This is a genomic window from Dactylosporangium sp. CA-092794 (assembly GCF_050948465.1).
GTDB lineage: Bacteria > Actinomycetota > Actinomycetes > Mycobacteriales > Micromonosporaceae > Dactylosporangium.
In genome coordinates this window covers 6,647,404-6,669,471 of the sequence record NZ_CP192044.1, presented here as the reverse complement: position 1 = coordinate 6,669,471, position 22,068 = coordinate 6,647,404, and the positions used below count along the sequence as shown (strand labels likewise).

Here is a 22,068-nt window from a genome sequence, read left to right as displayed (position 1 = left end):
CTCGGCGGCGATGACGACCCCCTCGCGCATCCCGCCGGCCCTGCCCGTGGCCGGCGGCGGCCTCACCGACTTCACCGAGGGCTGGCTGGCCAACCGGCGGCTGTCGGCGCACACCCGGGCCGCCTACCGCCGCGACGTGCAGCAGTGGCTCGGCTGGTGTGCCGGCCGCGGCCTGGAGCCGCTGCGGGCCTCGTTCCTGCACGTCAACGCCTACGCCCGGGAGCTCGAGGCGACCGTCGACGCGCGCAGCGGGCGGCCGCTCGCCCCGGCCAGCGTGGCCCGGAAGCTGTCGGCGCTGTCCAGCTGGTACGCGTTCCTGCTGCGGCTGGAGGCGGTGACCGCGAACCCGGTCGGCGGCGCGGACCGGCCCCGGGTGGCGCGGGACGTGTCGGCGACCGTCGGGCTGAGCGCCGCCGAGGTCGACGCGATGCTCGCCGCCGCCGACCGGCTGGACGGGCCGACCGCGGCCCGGGACCGGGTGGTTTTGGCGCTGCTGGCCGACCTGGGGCTGCGGGTCGGCGAGGTGGTCGCCCTCGACCTCGACGACCTCGGCGCCGAGCGGGGCCACCGCACGGTGCGGTTCACCGGCAAGGGCGGCAAGCCCCGCCGGCGGGCGCTGACCCCGGCGGTGCTGCGGCACCTGGAGGGGTACCTCGAGGTGCGCGGCGACGCGCCCGGGCCGCTGTTCGCCACGGCGACCGGCGGGCGGGTCGACCGGCACGCCGTGTTCCGGCTGGTGCGGCGGCTGGCCCGGGACGCGGGCGTGCCGGCGTGGGAGCGGCTGTCGCCGCACTCGCTGCGCCACGCGTTCGCCACCGCCGCCCGGGACGAAGGGGTACCGCTGGAGGACGTGCAGGACGCGATGGGTCACGCCGATCCGCGCACGACCCGCCGCTACGACCGCGACCGGCACAACCTGGACCGCGACCCGTCCTACACGCTCGCCGCGGCGCGCTCCCGCCGTACCAAACCCTAGGAGACCAGCGCGTCGAGGTGGGTGTGGAGGTCGGCCGAGACGTCGGCCCGGCCGAGCCGGCGCAGGATCCACAGCGACGCCAGCAGGGCCGGGCGCTCGTCGCCGCGGTCGGCCGCCCACGCCGCGTGCTCGACCAGCAGCGCCGCGGTCAGCGCGTGGCCGAGCCGCAGCGCCAGCTCCCGCGCCCCGGCCACGACCCGGGGGTCGCGGGGGTCGGCGGCGGCGGTGGCCGCGTCCTGGGCGAGGCGGGCGGTGGCCGCGGCGAGGGCCTCGGCGACCCCGGGCAGGCGGTGGGTGCCGGCGTCGGCGGCCGCGGTGAGCCGGTGCAGTAGCGGCGCGGCGCCGTCGCCGGCGGCCAGTGCGCGCAGCACGTCGACGGAGAGCACGTTGGTGGTGCCCTCCCAGATGGGCAGGACCTGCGCGTCGCGCAGCAGCCGCGGTACCCCCGTGTCCTCGACATAACCGGCACCGCCGAAGCACTCCAGGTATTCGCTGGCGGAGGCGACGGCGAGCCGGCCGGTGGTGAGCTTCGCCAGGGGCGCGGCCAGGCGCAGCTCGGCGGCGGCGGTCCCGTCGCCGTGCTCGGCCCGGCCCAGCAGCGCGAAGGCGTGCGCGGCGAGCGCGAACGTGCCGGCGGCGTCGACGGCGAGGCCGCCGAGGGTGGCCCGGTGCAGCGGGTTGCCGTCCAGCCGGCCCCCGGCCACGGTCCGCCCGGCCGCGTAGCTGAGCGCGTATTCGAGGCCGCGGCGCATCCCGCCGGCCGCGGCGGCGGCGTTGTGCAGCCGGGTGACGACGACCAGGGTCATCATCGCGGCCAGGCCGGGCTCGGCCGGGTCGGTGAGCGGGTGGGCGGGCACGCCGTCGAGGCGGACCTCGCCGGTCGGCACGGCGCGGGTGCCGAGCTTGTCCTTGAGCCGCAGCACCTGCAGGCCGGGGGCGGGGCTGACGCCGTCGGCGGCGTAGCGGGGCACGAGGAACGGCACCAGGTTGCGGCTGCCGGGGCCGGCGCCGTCGGGGCGGGCCAGGGCGACGGCCATCGCCGAGTCGATCGCGGAGCAGAACCACTTGTCGCCGGTGAGGGTCCAGCCGCCGGCGCCGTCGGGGTGGGCGGTGGTGGTGGAGCGGGCGATGTCGGAGCCGCCCTGCGACTCGGTCATCCACTGCCCGGAGGTGACCGCGGCGGCGGGGTCGGTGGCGACCAGCCGGGCCAGCCATCCGCCCTGCGTGCCGGTGCTGGTGAGCAGGGCGGCGGCGCCGTCGGCCATGGCGACCGGGCAGGAGAACGTCGCCGACTCCGGCCCCCACAGGTGCAGCAGGGCGTGCTGGACGACCCGGGCGCCGGGGCCCCAGGCGGCGCGGGCGTCGGGCAGGTACGGCAGGGCGACGACGGCGTGCCGGGCGGCGGCGGCCCGCTGCGCCTGCCAGCCGGGCGAGGTGTCGACCCGCTCGATGCGGTTGCCCCACCCGTCGAAGCGGGTGAGGACCGGCGGGTGCGTCTCGGCGTCGTGGTGCGCGGCCCGCAGCGGCCCCAGGACCTCGGCGGAGAGCTCGGCGAGGCGGTGCTTGGCGGCGGCGTGGCCGTCCTCGCCGAGCAGCCGGTCGAGCCAGCCGCGCAGCTGCGGGTCGGTGGTGTAGGGGTCGCGCAGCGACGGCCCGGTCTGCACGAAACGCGTCATGCCCCTCAGGTTACCGCCCGGTACGTTCGGGATACTGGACCCCGTGACCCTCCCGCACATCGACACCGCCCAGCGCCGGGCCCGCCTGGCCCGCCGGCACGGCCTCGCCGGCCCGGTCGAGCCGGGCAAGGGCGCCGAGGACGTGGCCGCCGACCTGGTCGCGCTGCACGCCACCGACCCGGCGACGGTGTACCTGTCGGTCGCCGCCCGCCTGCACGCGCCCCTGACCGGCACGCTCTCCGACGCCATCTACGAGCGGCGCACGCTGCTGCGGATGCTGGGCATGCGCCGCACGATGTTCGTGATACCGGCCGGGTTCGCCCCGGTCGTGCAGGCCGCCGCCACCCGCGCGGTCGCCGCCGAGCAGCGCCGCCTCCTGCTCAAGCACCTCGCGGACAGCGGTCTCGGCGACGCGGCCTGGCTCGCCGCGGTCGAGGAGTCCACCTACCGGGCCCTCGCCCGCCGCGGCAGCGCCACCGCCGCCCAGCTCGCCGCCGACGAGCCGCGGCTGCGCAGCGTGATCCGGCTGCCGCAGGGCGAGCAGTACCTCACCAGCCGCCTGCTGCTCCTGCTCGCCGCCGACGGCCGCATCGTGCGCGGCCGCCCCCTCGGCTCGTGGCTGTCCACCCAGTACGCCTGGTCGTGCCTGCCGGACTGGCTGCCCGGCCCGCTGCCCGAGCTCGACCCGGCGCACGCCCGCACCGAGCTGGCCCGGGCCTGGCTGGCCCGGTTCGGCCCGGGCACCGCCGCCGACCTCAAGTGGTGGACGGGCTGGACGATGACCGCGACCCGGGCCGCGCTGCGCGCTCTCGACGCGCAGGAGGTGAGCCTCGACGGCGGCGAGACCGGGTTCGTGCTGCCCGGCGACACCGCCCCCGAGCCGCCGCCCGGGCCGTGGGTGGCGCTGCTGCCGGCCCTCGACCCCACGGTCATGGGGTTTCAGACCCGGCAGTGGTACCTCGGGCAGCACGCCCCCGCGCTGTTCGACCGCACCGGCAACGCCGGCCCGACGGTCTGGGCCGACGGCCGCGTCGTCGGCGGCTGGGCCCAGACCCCCGGCGGGCGGGTGGTGTGGGAGCTGGTCGAGGAGGTGCCGGCGGCCACCCGCCGCGCCGTCACCCGCGCCGCCGGGCAACTGCGGGAGTGGCTGGGTGAGGTGCGGGTGACGCCCCGGTTCCGGGCCCCGCTGGAGCGCAAGCTCGCCGCGGACGCCGGTACCGTCGTCGCGTGACAGTCGTCTTCTGGGTGGCCGCGGGGCTGGCGGCGGCGTTCACGGCGGTGCGGGCCCTCGGCGTGGCGCGGGGCACGCCGCTGGTGCAGCTGGTGACGTACACCCCCTATGCGGCGGTCTTCGGCGTCGCCGCCGGCGTCGCCGGCCTCGCCACCGGCTTCCCGGCGCCCGGCGCCGCGCTGCTGGCGTGCGGGCTCGCCCTGGCGGCGCTGGTCGCGCCGCGGCTCGTGCCCGCCCCGCCGCCCGGCGAGGGGGTGCGGCTGCGGGTGATGAGCGCCAACCTGCTGTTCGGCACCGGCGCCGGCCCCGCCCTGGTCGACCAGGCGAAGGTCGACGACGTCGACGTCCTGGCGGTGCAGGAGCTCACCGCCGACGGCCTGGCCGCGCTGGCCGCGGCCGGCCTGGACGCGCTGCTGCCGCACCGGGTGGTCAGCCCGGCCCCCGGCGGCGCCGGCTCCGGCCTGTTCAGCCGGCACCCGATCGACGAGCCCGGGGTGCGCACCCTGGAGCGGATCCCGATGACGCAGGCCCTGGCCACGGTGCACGTGCCGGGCGCCGGCCCGGTCCTGGTGGAGTGCGCCCACCCGTATCCGCCGCGCCCGGGCCGGACCGGCACGTGGGCGGCGCAGCTGGCCGCCCAGCCGGTCCCGGACCCGGACGCCCCGCCGCGGGTGCTGCTCGGCGACTTCAACGCCACCCTCGACCACGCCCCGCTGCGGCGGCTGCTGCGGGCCGGCTACCGCGACGCGGCCGCCGCCCGGGGCCGCGGCCTGCACCCGACGTGGCCGTACCGCACGGTGACCCTGCCGTTCTGGACGCCGCCGGTGACCCTGGACCACGTCCTGGCCGACCGCCGGATCGGGGTCCGCGAGTTCGGGACCCGCCGCACCCCGGGCAGCGACCACCGTGCCGTGGTCGCCGAGCTCGTCCTGCGGCCCCCGGCCGGGTAGACCGCCCGGCGGGGCGGCCCCGGGGCCGAAGGCGCTGGTGGACCCCGCGCGCGAAGGGGCCGGTCGAGGGGTTGCTAGGCTCCAGACGGCTCGGTGAGCGTGCTGGAGTCCGACCCATCACGCTCCCGGCTTTCCTCTTCGGCCAGGGCGGCCTCGAGCCGGTCCAGGTGCCGCTGCCAGAGCCGGCGGTAGGGGGCCAGCCAGGCGTCGACCTCGGCGAGGGGCTCCGGGCGCAGCTCGTAGAAGCGGCGCTGCGCGTCGGTGCGCACGCGGACCAGCCCGGCCTCCCGCAGCACCCGCAGGTGCTTCGAGGTGCCGGGCTGGGTCAGGCCGAGCCGGTCGGTCAGCGCCCCGACCGGCTGCGGGCCGTCCAGCAGCGCGTCGAGGATGCGGCGGCGGGTCGGCTCGGCCAGGACGTCGAAGGGCGTTGCCACCCTCCCGAGTTTATATGCCGATCACGGCATGCAGGGATTCGGGCAGGGTCCCCGGGTGCAGGATGCCGAGGCGCTGCGTGGCGCGGGTGAGCGCCACGTACAGGTCGTTGGCGCCGCGCGGGGACTCCTCGACGATGCGTTCCGGGTCGACCACGACGACACCGTCGAACTCCAGGCCCTTCGCCTGCTTCACGGTGAGCACCACGACCCGCGCGGTCAGGTCCGGCTCCGCGCCGAGCGCGGCGTCGGGGGCGGCCTTGAGCACATGGGGTACCAAATCGTCGAAAACGCCGGCCGGGAGCAGCACGCCCAGCCGTCCCTCGCCGGCCTCCTCGGCCTCCCGCTCGACCGCCTCGGCCAGGGCGTCGGCGAGCCGGGCCGGGGCGACGCCGCGGACCCACGGCTCGATGCCGGACCGGCGCACCGACCGCGGCGGCTTACCGTCCGGGTCGATCCCGGCCAGCACGCCCGCGGCCACCGCCATGATCTCGGCCGGGGTGCGGTAGTTGACGGTGAGCTCGCGCAACCGCCACCGGTCCCCGACGTAGGGCCGCAGCACCTCCGCCCACGACGACGCCCCGGCCAGGTCGCCGGTCTGCGCCACGTCACCGACGACGGTCATCGAGCGGCTCGGGCAGCGCCGCATGAGCAGCCGCCACGCCATCGCCGAGAGCTCCTGCGCCTCGTCGACGATCACGTGCCCGAACGCCCACCGCCGGTCGGCGGCGGCCCGCTCGGCCGGGCTCAGCGCCTCGTTGTCGTCCTGCCGCTCGGCGAGCCGGTCGGCCTCGAGCAGGTCGTTGACGCTGAGCAGCTCCGGGTCGTCCTCGTCCTCCAGGTCGATCGAGCGCGACCCGAACGCGATCTCCAGCGCGCCCTCCGCGTAGGCGACCTGCTGCCGGCGGCGGCGCTCGGCCAGGATCTCCAGCACCGTCTCGTCCTCGCCGAGCAGCTCGGCGGCCTCGTCGAGCAGCGGCACGTCGGCCGGCGTCCAGCCCTCGCCCGGCGCCCGCTTGAGCCGCGGGTCGGCGCCGGCCGCCTCCAGCCGCGCGGCGGAGGCGAACAGCCCGGCGACCAGCTGCTGCGGGGTGAGGATCGGCCACAGCCAGTCGAGCACGCCCTGGACCTCGGCCTCGCCGCGCAGCTCGCGGCGGATCTCGGCCAGGTCGGCCTCGTCGAGCAGCTGCGCCTCACCCTGGGCGTCGTCGCCGCCGAGCGGGTCGTCGGCGTAGGGGTCGAGCCCGATCGTGTCGGCGACCACCAGCGACAACGCGTGCACGATCTCGGTGTCGAACCTGGGCCTGGCCAGGTTGTGCAGCTTGCCGGAGCGGCGGGCCCGCTCGCGGGCGTCCTCGATGACGGCCGGTTCGAGCATGACGGTACCGCCGTCGAGCAGGTCCAGGCGCAGCGTGATCGGCTCGGCGGGCACCCGCTGGCGGTCACGGACCGCGGCGGCCAGCACCTCGGCCATCTCCGCGCGGCCCTTGACCTCGGCGATCTCGGCGGGCTCCTCCCGGTGCGCCACAACCCCGGGGAACAGGTCGCCCATCGTGCCCAGCAGCACGCCGGTCTCCGCGAGCGAGGGCAGCACCTGGGAGATGTACCGCAAAAAAGTCGCGTTCGGCCCGACGATGAGCACCACCCGCGACGAGAGCATCTGCCGGTGGGTGTACAGCAGGTACGCGGCCCGGTGCAGCGCCACGGCGGTCTTGCCGGTGCCGGGCCCGCCCTGCACCACGAGGACCCCGCCGAGGTCGGCGCGGATCACGTGGTCCTGCTCGCCCTGGATGGTCTCGACGATGTCGCGCATCCGGCCGGTACGCGAGGCGGTGAGCGCGGACAGCAGCGCCGCCTCGCCGGTCACGCCGTCGTGCGCGCCCCGCCCGGTGCCGTGCGCCTCGGCGAGGTCGAGCACCTCGTCGTCGAGCCCGGTGACCCTGCGCCGCGCGGTGCGGATGTGCCGGCGCCGCCGGACCCCGTCCGGGGCGGCCGCCGTGGCCAGGTAGAACGGCCGGCTGGCCGGGGCCCGCCAGTCGATCAGCAACGGCTCGTAGTCGTTGTCCTCGTCGAAGATCCCGATCCGCCCGATGTACCGCGTCTCGCCGCTCGCCCCGTTCGTGAAGTCGAGGCGCCCGAAGCACAGCCCGTTCTCGACGGCGCTGTACTGCGCGACCCGGTCGGAGTACAGCGCGGTGGCCGACTCCCGGTGCGAACGGTCCGCCGGCGTACCCCCGGTCTGCAGCAACGCCTTCGTCAGCTGCGCGGACGCCTCCTCCCGCAGCGCGTCGAGGTGCTCGTACAGCGTGTCCAGGTGCCGCTGCTCCTCGACGATGTCGGCTGTGTCGGATGAAGTTGACAATCCGTCTCCAGTCGGCTAACATTGCCCGCAGTTGGACGCCTTCTTGGCGTCTTTTTTGTTGCTCGGAACGCTCTACAATAGCCCGGCCCCCGGCCCCGATGCGACTCCGTGTGGCGGCCCCCTCGGTTGGTGCGCCGCGCCCCGGACCACGGCTCTGCCGGTGACCGCCGGCGATGACCTCTGCACCTGCGTCGGGGGCGATCTCCCCTGCACCCGCGTCGGCCGCCATGGGCCATACGCCCGCCATGCGGGCGCCCGAGTCGGGGGCGATGGGCCATGCGCCTGCCTCGGGGGCGCCCGCCTCGGGCCGGCCTGGCGAGGACCGCACGCCGGCACGGTCGATGCGCACGGCCGCCGGCCCGGCGAGCGTCCGTGGCGCGCTCACCAGGCGAGGATCGGGCCACCGCCCCGCGCTGTGCACGGCGGCAACCTACCCGCCGCGTTCCGCGGCGCTGCTGTCCGCCGTCCGCGCAGTGCCGCTCGACACTCGGCGCGACCCGCCCGCCCCTGATCGACGGGCGCGGCCTCGCCGGCGCCCGTTTCGGGCCCGCGCGTCCCGACGCACTGGGCGGGGCGCGGCGCGGCGACCGAAAGTCTCCGCGATCATGCTGTACCTGCCGCCGAGACCAACGGTTTTTCATGATCACGGAGCGCTGATGTACCCCCGTGTACCTCAAGTCTCCGGGATCATGGCAAACCCGTGGTGCCGCCATTGCGGGCATCATGATCACGGAGACATACGTCCGCTATATGTCCGCCCCGGCCACGCGGATTGGGTGTTGCACCCGGCGAGTGCGACGTCCGCCTCGGCCGCGCTGCCCCACGGGCGGCGCGCGCGGGGGCGCCGTGGGGGCGCCGCGGTCGGGCGCTACGACGATGACCGCCGCGCCCCAGCGGCTGCCGTCGACGTCCGGCCTGCGGCAGCCGCCGACGGCCGCCCGACATGGCCCACCACGATCCGGCGCCGCCCCTCGAGCCTGCCCGGGTTCGCGCGAAGCGCGGTGGAGGGCCGGTGGTGCGCTGCGACGACGCCGGCGGCCGCGGCTCTGCCGCTTTACGGGATTACCGATTATTGGCTTGCCGGATTACCGGATTACTAGTTGGTTTGCGCAATTAGCCGAACAGCTCGGCCGCCATGCGCACCGCAGTCGCGGCACCACCCAAAGTGATCAGGATTGCGGCCGCGCGGGGCAGCCACCGGCGTGCACCCGGCTCTCGGACGGCGACGTACCGCCCCAGCGCCGCTCCCGCCCCGGCGAACGCGACGGCGACCGGCACCCCGGCCACCGCGTCCCGCCAGGTGACGACAATCGCCAGCGCCGGAGCGTGCACGAACCCGAACGCGGCGAGGCCGAGCACCAGCCCGGCAATATCGGCCCGCCCGAACACGCTGCGTAGCTCGGTGCCGTCGGTGCGTCGCCGCACCGTGAGCGCCGCCGCCATGACCGCGGCCGTACCAGCAAGCGCCCAGAACAGCACCCCGGTCCCGACCCGCTTGGCCATCGCGGCGGTCCCCAGGTACGCACCGAGACACCCGGGCACGAGCACCAGCGCATACACCGCGAGCCGCCACCACGTCCGTCCCCGCGGCGCCGCGAACACATACGCCAGCCACAGCAGGAAGCCGGGATACAACAGAGCGTCACCGACCCAGAACTCCCATGCGATTACCGTGGAGCGGGCCAGCCCGACCATCGCCACCAGCACCGCGAGCAGCAGCACCGCAGCGAAGAGTGACCTGCGGCTTCCTTGTGCTCTGTCCGCCGTGCTTCCCGCCGCGCCATCGCGGTCGGCCGGTGTCACCTGCGAACCATCACCGGACGCGCCGCCACTGCCGCCCGGTTTCAGCCCCGTCTCACCACCGTTCGCCGCACGATGGCCGGCCGGTCCCGCCCCAGCGTTGCGACCGCTTGCGCGGCGCTGTGCGGCCACGCCCACCACCGCCGCCCCGTCGTATCCGTCCTCCTGTCCGGCCAGGCCCATCGCCGCCGCCCCGTCGCTGCTGTCCTCCTGGCCGGCCGGTCCCGCCTCCGCGTTGCCACCGTCTGCGCCGCGCTGTCCGGCCACGCCCACCGTCACCGCCCAGTCGCCCGGGTCCTCCCGGCCGGTCGGCCCCACCGCGGCCGCCGCGCCACCGCCTGTGCCGGCCCGGCCGGTTGGTCCCGCGGTGGCGTCGCCGCCGTTCACTCCATGGCCGCCGGCCGAGGCCGTCTGGATTCGGTCGCCGGTGGTGGCGCCAACCACGGGCGCGGCCTCAACCAGCTGCCCGGCGTCGGCCGAGGGGCCCGCACCGACCGCCCGTCGCGCATCGCCGGGTGCTTGCGGCGAGACCGGCAGGCTCGTTTCGACCGGCAATGGCGGCAACGGGTCGGCCGGCACCGTGCGTGCGGCGATTGCCGCGGTGTGCTCCGAAACCGGGTCGGCGCCCAATACGGTCGCGTGTTCACGGACCGGTGCACGTTGGCGCACGGGGCGTGACGGTGCGGTCAGGGATACGACGCTGCCGTACGCGACCGCCAATTCGGGCTGCTCCATGACCGTCGGCGCGATGCCGGTGACGCGGTGCAGCAGGGTCGCCACGAGCGGCATCCGGCTCGAGCCGCCGACCAGGAACAGCCCGGCCAGGCGGCCCGGCGGCACCGAAGCGGCGATCACCGTGCGGGTCAGCGCCACCGTGCGTTCCACGACCGGGCCGGCCAGGCGCTCCACCTGCTCGCGGCCCAGCGGCGCGTCCTGCTCCAGGATCGGCAGGTGCACGTACGTCGCGGAGGATCGCGACAGGATCTCCTTCGCCGTGCGCACGTCCTCCCACAGGTTCCGGCTCGCCCGCCGGTCGGCCGGGCTCTCCGGGCGGTCGAGGCGGCGCAGTTGCTCGGGGTGCGTGGCCGAGTACACGGCGCCGAGGTAGGCCACGATCGCCGCGTCGACGTCGAGGCCGCCGGCGTCGGGCAGGCCGTCGCTGGCGGCGACCTCCCAGCCACCGTCGGTACGGCGCACGACCGAGGCGTCGAACGTGCCGGCGCCGAAGTCGTAGACCACGACGCAGGACGCGGCCGGCACATCAGCGCCGGTGCCCTGCACGAAGTACGCGGCGGCGGCGACCGGCTCGGGTACCAACGCCGGAACATGCAACTCGGCCAGGCGGGCGGCCTCGACCAGCACCGCGCGGCGGCGCGAGGCCCAGGCGGCCGGGTAGGTGAGCGCGACCGCGGCGGGCGGCGCGCCCATGGTCCGCACGGCTTCGGCGCGAGCCTGGGCGAGACCGGCGGCGATGAGGTGCTCGACCGGGTACTCACGGTCACCGAGCAGCACCGTCCCGTCGTCGATGCGCCGCTTGGGGTGCGGCTCGAAGCGCTCCGGCCGCACCCGGGCGGCGTGGATCGCCTCGCGGCCGACGAGCAGGCCGCGGCCGTCCGGCCCGACGCACACCGACGACGGCAACTGCGGGAACCCGTCGAACAGCAGCGGCCGGGCGACCCCGCCGGGTTCGTGAATAACGGCGGCGGTATTCGACGTGCCGTAATCGATACCCAGGCAGTAGCCGGTAGTGATCATGCGCGCACCCTATGCGGTGGCGGGCGGCACGGACATCGACCGGAAGAGGTACCGCCGCCGGATATCTATGCTGGATGGCATGGCCGCCACCGTGACGCCGGACCTGTCGTCCCTGCTGGATCACACCAGCCATGTGCTGCGCACCCGGATGGCTGCGGCGCTGGCCGAGATCGGCCTGACGCCGCGGATGCACTGCGTGCTGGTGCACGCGCTCGGCGAGGAGCGCACGCAGATCCAGCTGGCCGAGATCGGCGGCATGGACAAGACCACGATGGTGGTGACGGTCGACGCGCTGGAGCAGGCCGGCTACGCGCAGCGACGGCCGTCGAGCACGGATCGGCGCGCGCGGATTATCGCCGTCACCCCGCAGGGTGCCGAGATGGCCGCGCGCAGTCAGCAGATTGCCGACTCGGTCCACGCCGCGGTGCTCGACGCGCTCCCGGACGACGAGCGCGCGGTGCTGGTCCGGGCCCTGACCCGCCTCGCCCAGGGCCACCTCGCCACTCCGGTCGAGGCTCACGGCGTGCGCCGGGCCCGCCAATAGCCGACCTTCCGCCCCGGCGCCGCCGCCGTAGCCGCCGCCCTGGTGGCCGCCGCCATAGCCGCCGCCGGTGGACGGTAGATAGTTCCGTAGTAGACGATCTGCTACGGTCGCATCATGAGACAGAACCGATGGTTCGCCCTCGCCGTGCTCGCCGCCAGCATGCTCATGGTCATCCTCGACGGCAGCATCGTCACCGTCGCGATGCCCGTCATGCAGCGTGACCTCGGGTTCACGCCCGAGGGACTGACCTGGGTCATCAATGCGTACCTGATCGCGTTCGGCAGCCTGCTCCTGCTCGCCGGCCGGCTCGGCGACCTGCTCGGCCGCAAGCGGGTCCTGCTGGCGGGTACCGGCCTGTTCGTCGCCGCGTCGGTGCTGGCCGGGCTCGCCACCGGCCCCGGCCTGCTCATCGCGGCCCGGTTCCTGCAGGGCGTCGGCAGCGCCATGACCGGCGCCGTCAGCCTGGGCATCCTCGTGACGCTCTTCCCCGACCAGCGGGAACGCGCCCGCGCCATCGGCGTCTTCTCGTTCACCGGCGCGGCCGGCGCCTCCCTCGGCCAGGTGCTCGGCGGCGTGCTCACCGACGCCCTGAGCTGGCACTGGATCTTCCTCATCAACGTCCCGATCGGCGCGGCCGCGCTGGCACTCGCGGTGCCGTACCTGCCGGGCGACCGCGGACTGGGCCTGCGCGCCGGAGCGGATGTCCTCGGCGCGCTCTCGGTGACCGCGGGCCTGATGGCCGGTATCTACGCCGTCGTGCAGACCAGCGGCAATCGCCTCGTCACGGTCGGTGTGGCGGTGCTGCTGCTCGCCGGTTTCGTCGCGCGGCAGGCGACCGCGAAGACCCCGCTCATGCCGCTGCGCGTGCTCCGCTCACGCCAGGTCACCGCCGCCAACGCGCTGCAGATCCTGTTCATCGGCGCGATGTTCTCCTTCCAGATCCTCATCGCGCTGTACATGCAGCGAGTCCTCCACTACACCGCGCTGCAGACCGGCCTGGCCATGCTGCCGGCCGCGCTCATGATCGCCGCCGTGTCACTCGGCGTGTCCGCCCGGCTCGTCCGCCGCTTCGGCGAGCGCACGGTGCTCATCGCCGGCCTGGTCCTGCTCGCCGCCGCGCTCGGCCTGCTCGCCCGCCTGCCCGCGGACGCGGCCTACGTCACCGACCTGCTGCCCAGCATGCTGCTCATCGCCGGCGCCGGCCTGGTGCTGCCCGCGATCACCGGCCTCGGCATGTCCGCCGCCCGCCCCGACGACGCCGGCCTAGCCTCGGGCCTGTTCAACACGACCCAGCAGCTGGGCGCGGCGATCGGCGTGGCGGTCCTCTCCACCGTCGCCGCCGCGCGTACGACCGCGCGCCTGACCGAGGGCGCCGCCGATCCGGCCGCCCTGACCGACGGTTACCGCCTGGCCTTCACCATCGGCGCCGCCCTGCTGGCCGTCTCCATCGCCGGCGCCGTCTTCCTCCTCCGCCCCGCGCAACCGCCCGCAGCACCGCACGCTTCCGCTCCCGCAGCCGCTCCCGCAGCCGCGGAGCCGCCCGCAGCCGCGGAGCCAGCCACCGAATCGATTCCCACGCCGCCCGCGACGGCCGGGTCACGATCCGCGACGGTACCCACGCCGGCGCAGTCCGTGACCATGCCGTAAATCAAGTGCAATCCGGTTACGATGCGTTACCGAATTGCTGGCTAACCCGGCGCTCATGGCGGTCGACTACGTGGTGGAGCCGGGCCTGGACGACAGGCGGCGCGCGAAAAGCCGCTGCGGCCGCCGCGGGTGGGTGTCGGTTCGCTCGACGCCCGACGAGTCGCTGGTGGTCGTGTCCGGCGCGGTGGTGGAGCGTGGCAAGGACCCGGAGGTTCCTGGCCGGCGCGGTGCTCACGCCATCGCCGGGGTGCTCGCTTTGACGGGCGCTGATCATGCGAGGGCGGGCTGCGGATGAGCGCTCAGGCGCGTCTGCGACACTGTCGCGCATGTTGCAGCGCGTCGGGGGCGTGGTCGGCGTATCGGCGTTCATGGTGGTCGCACTCGCGGCGCCGGCGGTGGCCAAGGCCCCCAGCCCGCAGCCCGGTACGTCGGCGTCGCTCATCCCGAACCTGGGCCCGAGCCCCACCGGTAGCACCATGTGCACGATCAGCGACCCTCAGGTCACGAGGATCTCCGGCCTGGTGGTGACCGCGGACGGATATGTGGTCATCAACGACGGCAACGGCGAACGGTCCCGGGAAAAGCTCTTCTTCCTGGACACCGACTGTGCCCTGACGCGCACCGTGGGGTACCCGGGCAGCAGTGCCTTCGACCCCGAAGACCTCGAGGTGACCAAGGACGGCACGCTGTGGGTCGCCGACGTGGGTGACAACACGACGCTGACCGGCGGCTCCGGCAACCGCCGGTCGTCCATCGCGCTGTGGAGTCTCGCGCCTGGGGCGAACACCCCGGTCATCCACCGCCTGGCGTATCCGGACGGTCGCGCCCGCGACGCCGAGGCGCTGCTCATCGACAGCGACGGCCGGCCGGTGATCGTGACGAAAGATCCGGCCGGCGAGGTGTACACGCTGACCGAGCCGCTGCCGGCCAACAACGCCAACCCGGCGCCGCTGACCCGCGCCGGCACGTTCAAGCCACAGGCGACCGGCACCCCGAACCCGTACGGCATCGTCGGCACCGGCGTCGTCACCGGCGCCGCGATGAGCCCCGACGGCAAGCGCGCCGTGATCCGCACGATGTCCGACGCCTACGAGTTCGACGTCGCCGACGGCGACGTCGTCGCCGCGATCACCACCGGTACACCGAGGATCACCCCGCTGCCGAACGAGCCCCAGGGCGAGGCGATCGCCTACAGCCGCGACGGCAAGACCTACCTGACGGTCTCGGACCAGCCGAAGCCGGTCGGGATTCTGCGGTACGTCCCGCATGAGCCGCCGGCGCCGTCCTCGGCCGCGCCGGCCCCGCCGCCGCCGGCGGCCCCGAAGTCCGCCGACCGCTCGTTCCTGGACCGCCTCACCTTGAGCGACGTGACCCGGATCGTGATCGGCATCGGCGTGGCCGGCCTGCTGATGATCGTGATCGGCGTGGCCGCGGTGATCCGTTCACGCCGGGTCCGCCGCCGGCTGCTGACCGGCCAGGTCCCCGCCCCCGTCCCCGGCCAGCTCTTGCCGCCCACCACGCCCATGCCATCCTCCACGCTCGAGCCGCGCTCCACGCCCTTGCCGTCCGCGACGCCCCTGCCACCCTCTACGCTTGCGCCGGCCGCCGCAGCCAACCAGCCACGGACCGTAGACGGTCCGCGCGCCGCCGCCCCTGGCCAGCCACCGGCCGATGACGGGACGCGAGTTCCTCAACGGCCCGATGTCCCGGGCCCGGGCGGTAATCCAGAAACACCCGAAGCGTCGGGCCAGGAGCCGCAGTCGAGCGCGGACGACAGTAATCACCCAACCGCGAAGCCGTCGTAACGGTCGAATTAGCGTGCGCCGCCAATGCAGCAATTCGGTAATCCGCGGCGCGCGGTCCCACACGGCCGAACCAGTACGGTCGTACTAGTTCGGCGTCGCGGGAGGGATCATGGCGTACGGGTACCTGGCCTTGGCCATTGCCGTCGAGGTGGCCGGCACGAGCCTGCTCAAGGCCACCGAGGGCTTTACCCGGCTCTGGCCGACCGCCGGGGTGCTTGTCGCCTACGCGCTGGCGTTCCTGTTCATGGCGCAGTCGGTGAAGCAGGTGCCGGTCGGCGTGGCGTACGCGATGTGGTCCGGCCTCGGCACCGCCGCCATCGTGGCGATCGGCGCCGTCTTCCTCGGCGAGCCGCTCAGCCTGCTGAAGGTCACCGGCGTCGCGCTGGTCATCGCCGGCGTCGTGGTGCTCAACCTGGGCGGGGCGCACTGACCCCGTGCAGAGCGCGAAGCGCAGGGCCCGCACACCGCGCAGAGTCCGCACAGCACGCGGGCGGACGGCACCGAGCCCGGACTGAGCCGGCGCACCGCGCAGACCCGGCCGGCCCGGCCCCGTCCGCCCCCTCGCAGAGCGCGGGCCGACAACGCTGAGCCCGGACTGAGCCGGCGCCGAGCACGCGCGGAGCGCGCACCCGGGCGGGGGCGCACCAGGTCAGTGCTGGGCACGCGCTGAGCGCGCACCCTGGGCGGGGCGCACCGGGTCCGCGCGGAGTGCGCGATTGCCCCGCCCAGGAAGGCGCCTTCGACAAACGCCGGGCGGTAAACGCAGCGTCAGGCGAACGTCTCGCCGCGTGACGCCTTTGCCAGCAGTAGCGGCGGCGGGGTGAAGCGCTCGCCGTAACGGGTGGCCAGCTCCTCGCAGCGGGCGACGAAGCCGGGCAGGCCGCCGTCGTACTGGTTGATGTACTGCAGCACGCCGCCGGTCCAGCCGGGGAAGCCGATACCGAGGATGGAGCCGACGTTGGCGTCGGCGACCGCGGTCAGGACGCCCTCGTCGAGGCATTTCACCGACTCGACGGCCTCGGCGAAGAGCATGCGCTCCTGCATGTCCGTGAACGGTACGTCCGCGTCCGGTCGCTGGAAGTGTTCGCGCAGGCCGGGCCAGAGCCGGACCCGTTTGCCGTCGGCGTAGTCGTAGAAGCCGGCGCCGCCGGAGCGGCCCGGGCGGGCGAACTCGTCCACCATGCGGTCGAGCAGCGCGTCGGCCGGGCCCGGGGTCCACGTTCCGCCGGCGGCGACGAGCGCGCCGGCGGTGGCTTTGCGGATTTTCTGCGGCAGGGTGAGGGTCAGTTCGTCCAGCAGTTGCAGTACCCCCGCGGGATAACCGGCCTGCAGGCTGGCCTGTTCGATCGACGGCGCCGCGACGCCCTCGGCGAGCAGGCGCAGGCCCTCCAGCGTGAACGTGCCGATGACGCGGCTGGTGAAGAACCCGCGGCTGTCGTTGACGACGATCGGGGTCTTTCGCAGCAGGCGTACCACCGCGAGGGCTCTGTCGACGGCGTCGGACGAGGTCTCGGTGCCGCGGATGACCTCGACCAGCGGCATCTTGTCGACCGGAGAGAAGAAGTGCAGGCCGACGAAGTCGGCGCGGCGGCGCACGCCCTCGGCGAGCAGCGAGATCGGCAGCGTGGAGGTGTTGGAGCACAGCAGCGCGCCGGGCGCCACCACGTCCTCGATCTCGGCGAACACCTTGTGCTTCAGGCCTGGGTCCTCGAACACGGCCTCGATGACGAGGTCGGCGCCGGCCAGGTCGGACACCTCGGCGGTCGGGGTGATGCGGTCCAGCAACGCCTGGTCGTGCCGGCGTGACTCGGCGTAGGCCTTGCCGCGCCGCGCGGCCTCCAGGGTGACGTCCTTGAGGACGACGTCGAGGCCGGCTCGGGCGCAGATGTAGGCGATCGCGGCGCCCATCATGCCGGCGCCGAGGACCGCGACCTTGGTGAACGTCGCCGACGCGGAGCCGCGGGCGTTGGCCGCCTGCAGGTCGAAGAAGAACGCCTTGATCATGTTCTTGGCGATCCGGCCGGTGGCGAGCTCGACGAAGTACCGGCCCTCGATGACGAACGCGTTCGCCAGGTCGACCTGCGCTCCCTCGACGGCGGCGCACAGAATATTCCGGGGCGCCGGATACGGAGCGCCCTTGAGCTCCTTGCGCAGTGTCGCCGGCAGCGCCGGGAGGTTTGCCGCGATTGCCGGTGTCGATGGGGTACCGCCGGGAATCCGGTACCCGCTGACGTCCCACGGCTGCACAGCGTGAGGGTTTGCGGTAATCCACGCGCGGGCCGCGCCCATGAGTTCTCCGGCCGGCGCGGCGGCGTGGACGAGCCCGACCCGCAGGGCCTGTTCCGGCCGGTGCCGCTGTCCTTTGAGCAGTACCTGGAGCAGGGCGTCGGCCAGTCCGAGCAGCCGCACGGTGCGCACCACGCCCCCGGCGCCGGGCAGCAGGCCCAGCGTGACCTCGGGGAAGCCGATCTCGATCCGCGGGTCGTCGGCGACGATCCGCCGGTGGCAGGCGAGCGCGAGCTCGAGGCCGCCGCCGAGGGCGGAGCCGTTGATCGCGGCGACGACCGGCCGGCCGAGTGTCTCCAGCCGGCGCAGCACGTCCTTGATGCGGGTGGTGGACTCCATCACCGCGGCGGCGTCGTCGGGCCCGAGGCTCGCCAGCAGCTCCAGGTCGCCGCCGGCGAAGAACGTCTGCTTCGCGGAGGTGAGGATGACGCCGGTAATGACGTCACGCTCCGCATACAGCCGGTCCACCGCGGCGGCGAGCGCGTCGGTAAATGCGGCGTTCATCGTGTTGGCCGACCGGGCCGGGTCATCCATCGTGAGCGTGACGACACCGTCCGTGTCGCGCTCGTACCGAATCATTGTCACAGCGCTCCCCCGGTTCACAGTCGCTCGACGATCGTGGCGATGCCCATGCCGCCGCCCACGCACATGGTGGCCAGCCCGTACCGCTCGCCGCGCCGCTCGAGCTCGTCGACAAGCGTGCCGAGCAGCATGCCGCCGGTGGCGCCGAGCGGGTGACCCATGGCGATCGCGCCGCCGTTGACGTTGACCTGGTCCAGGTCGAAGCCCATGTCCCGGGCGAAATGCAGCACGACGGCGGCGAACGCCTCGTTCATCTCGACCAGCGCGATGTCCTCGACGCCCAGGCCGGCCTTGGCCAGGGCCTTGCGGCTGGCCGGGGCCGGGCCGGTGAGCATGATGAGCGGGTCGGCGCCGCTGACGGCGGCCGAGACGATCCGGGCCCGCGGCGTGAGACCGAACTCGCGGCCGACGGCCTCGCCGCCGACGAGCAGCAGCGACGCGCCGTCGACGATGCCGGACGAGTTGCCCGCGGTGTGGACGTGATCGATGCCTTCGATCCAGTGGTACCGCTGGAGGGCCACCGCGTCGAAGCCGCCGAGCTCGCCGATGGTGGCGAACGAGGCGGGCAGTGCGCCGAGGCCCTCCAGCGTGGAGGCGCGGAGGTGCTCGTCGCGGTCGAGCACGAGCAGTCCGTTGCGGTCACGCACGGGCACGATCGATCGCGCGAAGTAACCGCCCGCCCACGCCTTCGCGGCCCGGGTCTGCGACTCCAGCGCGTAAGCGTCCACGTCCTCCCGGGTGAACCCGTCCATGGTGGCGATCAGGTCGGCGCCGATGCCCTGCGGGACGAAGCTGGTGGCCAGGTTCGTCTCCGGGTCCATCGCCCAGGCGCCGCCGTCGGAGGCCATCGGCACCCGCGACATCGACTCGACGCCGCCGGCCAGGACGACGTCCTCCCAGCCGGCCCGGATCTTCTGCGCGGCGATGTTCACCGCCTCCAGGCCGGAGGCGCAGAAGCGGTTGAGCTGCACTCCGGCGGTGGTCTCGCCGAGCCCGGCCGCGATGGCCGCGGTCCGGGCGATGTCCGAGCCCTGGTCGCCGACCGGCGAGACCACCCCGAGCACGACGTCGTCGATCCGGGCCGGGTCGAGGTCCGGGTTGCGCCGGCGCAGCTCGTCGATCAGCCCGACCACGAGTGAGATGGGTTTGACGGTGTGCAACGAGCCGTTCTGTTTACCGCGGCCCCGCGGTGTCCGAATGGCGTCGTAAACGAAAGCCTCAGTGCTCACCTACTGAAGAGTAACTACGCCCCGGCCGGACCACCAGACCGCGTGGCGGTGAACAGCAGGTACTCCCACTCCATCGACCCGTCGGCGGCGCGGAACTCCTCGGCGAGGGAGTCCAGGGCCTGGTCGAGCTCGGCCGTCCGCGCCGGGTCGCCCTCCAGCAGCCGATAAGCGGCCAACGTCGGCCCGTAGTTCTGCCGGAAGTACGTCCGGAATGCGTCACGCTGCGCGAACCGCTCGACGCGGACCGTTTCGATGCGGGCCGTGACCCCCGTGACCCGGTCGCCGAACAGCGCCCGCACGTGCGCCTCGTCGCCCCACAGCGGCGGCGGCTGGGCGCCCGGCGGCGGGGGCGCGCCGAACGGCTTCATCGCCGCGAACAGCTGCCCGACGAACCCGGCCGGGGTCCAGCTGAGCAGCCCGATCGTGCCGCCGGGCCGGCAGACCCGGACCAGCTCGCCGGCGGCCACCTGGTGGAACGGCGCGAACATCACGCCGACGCACGACAGCACGACGTCGAACTCGGCGTCGCCGAACGGCAGCTCCTCGGCGTCGCCTTCGGCCCATTCCAGCTGGGCGCCCTGGGCGGCGGCGAGCTTCTGCCCGGCCTCCAGTAATTCGGGGGTGAGGTCGCTGGCCGTGACCCGGGCGCCACGCAGCGCGGCGGGGATTGCGGCATTACCGGTGCCGGCGGCCACGTCCAGGACCCGCTGCCCGGGCCGCACGCCGCACGCGTCGACCAGGACGGCGCCCAGGTCGGGAATGATGTCCGCGGCCACGGCGGCGTAGTCGCCGGACGCCCACATGGCGCGGTGCTGCTGCTTCAACGGAGTCGTCATACTTTCACGCTAAGTAGTGGCCGGCGGCGGCCTCCAGTACAGAATCTGTACTGCGGCACCGGTCGCTGCCGCCCTACGCTGCGTGGCATGGGCGCCTCCTATTACCAGTTCTGCCCCGTCGCCAAGGCGATGGAGCTGCTCGACGAGCGCTGGACGATGCTGGTGCTGCGCGAGCTGATCGCCGGTAGCCGGCGCTTCAACGACCTGCGCCGCGGCCTGCCGCGGATGTCCCCGGCGCTGTTGTCCAAGCGGCTGCACCAGCTCACGGCCGCCGGCCTGATCACCACCGGCGGCGGGCTGTACACGCTCACCGACGCGGGCCGTGAGCTCGGCCCGATCCTGGAGGCGATCGGCATCTGGGGCGTGCGCTGGATCGGCGAGCTCGGCGACGCCGACCTCGACCCGAAGCTGCTGCTGTGGGACATGCACCGCCGGGTCGACCATGACGCGGTGCCGGCGGGCCGGTCGGTGGTGCACTTCGAGTTCACCGACGTGCCCGGCCCGCTGCGGTACTGGTGGCTGGTCATCGCCGCCCGCGAGGCGGACGTGTGCGACGAGGACCCCGGCTTCGACGTCACCGTGACCGTGCACGGCACGCTGCGCCGCCTGGTCGAGATCTGGCGCGGCGACGTGACCTGGCAGCACGCCCTGCGCGACGGCGCGCTGCGGGTCCTCGGCCCGGAGCCGGTCCGGCGGGCGCTGCCGGGGTGGTTCGCGCTCGCCTCGTACGCCACCGCCCCGCGCCCGGCGTAGGGCCGTTGTCCTGGGCGCGCCTCACCGGGCGCCGCCGTTCGCCATATTTATTTGCCTCGTATCTGCCTCGGTTCACCGGCAGACGAAGACGCCCCAGCCGAGATATCTGCGCTGATACCGCAGGTGCGTGCGGCGGGACGTCTCCAGGTACTCCCGCATCGCGGGCGCGTCCGGCGAGCCGGCGTTCTCCCGCAGCCAGTCCGAGACCGTCCACCACTGTTCGGCAACGTACCGATCCCAGCTGTCACCGTCGGCGAGCACCATTTCCAGCAATTCCAGCCCGGCCGCCTCGATCCGGTCGAGGGTGCCCTCGAGCGTCGCGAACTCTCCGCCCAGCATGTTCAGCGCCGCGTACGCCTCCTCGGGCGTGTCCTCGGCCCAGTACGGCTCGCCGAGCAGCAGCAGCCCGCCGTCCCGCACCGCCGGCCGCATCAGCGCGACGGTGCCGGCCAGTCCACCGCCGATCCATGTCGCCCCGATGCACGACGCGATGTCATATTGGTGATATTGCCGCCGCTCCGCGGGTGCCGCCTCGATATCGGCGCGGGCCGCCTCGATGTCCGCGTGCGCGGCGTCGACAATCGCGCGTGCCGCCTCGATATCCGAGCGTGTCGCCTCGGTGTCCGCGGGTGTCGGTTCGGTCATTGCGGGTGTCGCCGCCCCGGTCATGGCGCGCACGGCTGCCGCGGCCTCGCCGAGTTCGAAGGTGACCCGGTCCGCGACGCCGAGTTCGGCCGCCCGCGCCCGCGCGAGGGGCACGAAGACCTCGCTGATGTCGACCCCGTGCCCCTCGATGCCGAACGCGTCGGCCCAGCGGCACAGCATTTCCCCCTTGCCGCACGCGAGGTCGAGCTGGCGCTGCGCCGGCCGGAGCCGGCACACCTCGCCGAGCAGCATGAGCTTCTCTTCGGTGAACGGGTTGAGGATGCGGTGCCCGGCCTCGGCGATCTCGTGCATGCGCAGCATGTCCATGCCGCGACCGTGGCAGCGCCCGCACCCGCCTGTCCACGGATTTAGCGGCGACGCGTTCGCCGCCGCCCAGTCCGCCCGCGCCGCACGGCCGCACGCGTTGACCAGAACGGCGCCCAGGACCGCCTCCAGCCGGCGTAGAACACCACGCCATGTCCGACGGGTCACGCCGGGCGCGCCGCCGCCCCGCCCGGCGGCAGTTACGACCCCGATCGGCCGGGGGACACGGGTGTGGC

17 protein-coding genes are annotated in these 22,068 nt (G+C 74.2%); 9 read left to right on the top strand and 8 right to left on the bottom strand.

Annotation, left to right across the window (positions count from 1 at the left end):
- Positions 1-10 precede the first annotated feature (10 nt).
- Positions 11-976 (top strand): tyrosine-type recombinase/integrase, encoded by a 966-nt coding sequence (locus ACQPXD_RS28245; RefSeq protein WP_432824333.1) that lies wholly within the window; start codon positions 11-13, stop codon positions 974-976.
- On the opposite strand, the gene ACQPXD_RS28240 is transcribed toward ACQPXD_RS28245, so the two are convergent.
- Positions 973-2,652: an acyl-CoA dehydrogenase family protein gene (locus ACQPXD_RS28240; protein ID WP_432824332.1), complete on the bottom strand. Its 1,680-nt coding sequence runs from the start codon at positions 2,650-2,652 to the stop codon at positions 973-975. The two genes, ACQPXD_RS28245 and ACQPXD_RS28240, sit on opposite strands and share 4 nt — an antisense overlap.
- Positions 2,653-2,695: 43 nt before the next feature.
- Between ACQPXD_RS28240 and ACQPXD_RS28235 the strand changes: the two genes are divergently transcribed.
- Complete coding sequence (locus ACQPXD_RS28235) at positions 2,696-3,883, top strand: winged helix DNA-binding domain-containing protein (RefSeq protein ID WP_432824331.1); 1,188 nt, start codon at positions 2,696-2,698, stop codon at positions 3,881-3,883.
- A complete protein-coding gene (locus ACQPXD_RS28230; RefSeq protein WP_432824330.1) occupies positions 3,880-4,833 on the top strand; it encodes an endonuclease/exonuclease/phosphatase family protein in 954 nt (317 codons plus the stop codon). The genes ACQPXD_RS28235 and ACQPXD_RS28230 overlap by 4 nt, the downstream gene beginning before the upstream one ends.
- A 74-nt stretch (positions 4,834-4,907) precedes the next feature.
- Here ACQPXD_RS28230 and ACQPXD_RS28225 read toward each other — a convergent pair whose 3' ends face one another.
- The 3 genes from ACQPXD_RS28225 to ACQPXD_RS28215 all read right to left on the bottom strand — a co-directional run bounded on the left by ACQPXD_RS28225 (position 4,908) and on the right by ACQPXD_RS28215 (position 11,181).
- On the bottom strand, positions 4,908-5,267 hold the full coding sequence (locus ACQPXD_RS28225; RefSeq protein ID WP_432824329.1) for an ArsR/SmtB family transcription factor: 360 nt from the start codon (positions 5,265-5,267) through the stop codon (positions 4,908-4,910).
- Positions 5,268-5,277: 10 nt separating this feature from the next.
- Positions 5,278-7,626 carry a HelD family protein gene (locus ACQPXD_RS28220; RefSeq protein WP_432824328.1) on the bottom strand — a complete coding sequence of 783 codons (2,349 nt, stop codon included), beginning with the start codon at positions 7,624-7,626 and terminating at the stop codon, positions 5,278-5,280.
- A 1,113-nt stretch (positions 7,627-8,739) separates the two neighbouring features.
- The gene (locus ACQPXD_RS28215; RefSeq protein ID WP_432824327.1) at positions 8,740-11,181 is read right to left on the bottom strand and encodes an Hsp70 family protein; all 2,442 of its coding nucleotides are present in this window, start codon (positions 11,179-11,181) and stop codon (positions 8,740-8,742) included.
- A gap of 79 nt (positions 11,182-11,260) precedes the next feature.
- Here ACQPXD_RS28215 and ACQPXD_RS28210 point away from each other — a divergent pair, with 79 nt between their 5' ends.
- The 5 genes from ACQPXD_RS28210 (at position 11,261) to ACQPXD_RS28190 (ending at position 15,607) form a co-directional block, all read left to right on the top strand.
- Positions 11,261-11,725 (top strand): MarR family winged helix-turn-helix transcriptional regulator, encoded by a 465-nt coding sequence (locus tag ACQPXD_RS28210; RefSeq protein ID WP_432824326.1) that lies wholly within the window; start codon positions 11,261-11,263, stop codon positions 11,723-11,725.
- Between the two features lie 114 nt (positions 11,726-11,839).
- The gene (locus ACQPXD_RS28205) at positions 11,840-13,372 is read left to right on the top strand and encodes an MFS transporter (RefSeq protein ID WP_432824325.1); all 1,533 of its coding nucleotides are present in this window, start codon (positions 11,840-11,842) and stop codon (positions 13,370-13,372) included.
- A 55-nt stretch (positions 13,373-13,427) separates the two neighbouring features.
- Positions 13,428-13,667, top strand: coding sequence for a hypothetical protein (locus ACQPXD_RS28200; RefSeq protein ID WP_432824324.1), 240 nt, complete (start codon positions 13,428-13,430; stop codon positions 13,665-13,667).
- Between the two features lie 31 nt (positions 13,668-13,698).
- Positions 13,699-15,177 carry a hypothetical protein gene (locus ACQPXD_RS28195; RefSeq protein WP_432824323.1) on the top strand — a complete coding sequence of 493 codons (1,479 nt, stop codon included), beginning with the start codon at positions 13,699-13,701 and terminating at the stop codon, positions 15,175-15,177.
- Between the two features lie 109 nt (positions 15,178-15,286).
- Entirely contained in the window at positions 15,287-15,607 is a 321-nt protein-coding gene (locus tag ACQPXD_RS28190) for a DMT family transporter (RefSeq protein WP_432824322.1), read from the top strand.
- 338 nt (positions 15,608-15,945) lie between these two features.
- On the opposite strand, the gene ACQPXD_RS28185 is transcribed toward ACQPXD_RS28190, so the two are convergent.
- From ACQPXD_RS28185 to ACQPXD_RS28175, 3 genes are read right to left on the bottom strand one after another with little or no spacing between them, the layout of a single operon-like run.
- A complete protein-coding gene (locus ACQPXD_RS28185) occupies positions 15,946-18,042 on the bottom strand; it encodes a 3-hydroxyacyl-CoA dehydrogenase NAD-binding domain-containing protein (protein WP_432843984.1) in 2,097 nt (698 codons plus the stop codon).
- 20 nt (positions 18,043-18,062) lie between these two features.
- The gene (locus tag ACQPXD_RS28180; RefSeq protein ID WP_432824321.1) at positions 18,063-19,274 is read right to left on the bottom strand and encodes an acetyl-CoA C-acetyltransferase; all 1,212 of its coding nucleotides are present in this window, start codon (positions 19,272-19,274) and stop codon (positions 18,063-18,065) included.
- Between the two features lie 14 nt (positions 19,275-19,288).
- A complete protein-coding gene (locus tag ACQPXD_RS28175; protein WP_432824320.1) occupies positions 19,289-20,110 on the bottom strand; it encodes a class I SAM-dependent methyltransferase in 822 nt (273 codons plus the stop codon).
- Between the two features lie 87 nt (positions 20,111-20,197).
- On the opposite strand from ACQPXD_RS28175, the gene ACQPXD_RS28170 reads away from it, so the two are divergent.
- On the top strand, positions 20,198-20,863 hold the full coding sequence (locus tag ACQPXD_RS28170; RefSeq protein WP_432824319.1) for a winged helix-turn-helix transcriptional regulator: 666 nt from the start codon (positions 20,198-20,200) through the stop codon (positions 20,861-20,863).
- A 72-nt stretch (positions 20,864-20,935) separates the two neighbouring features.
- Here the strand turns inward: ACQPXD_RS28170 and ACQPXD_RS28165 are convergent, their stop codons facing one another.
- Positions 20,936-22,000: a methyltransferase domain-containing protein gene (locus tag ACQPXD_RS28165; protein WP_432824318.1), complete on the bottom strand. Its 1,065-nt coding sequence runs from the start codon at positions 21,998-22,000 to the stop codon at positions 20,936-20,938.
- Positions 22,001-22,068: the final 68 nt, after the last annotated feature.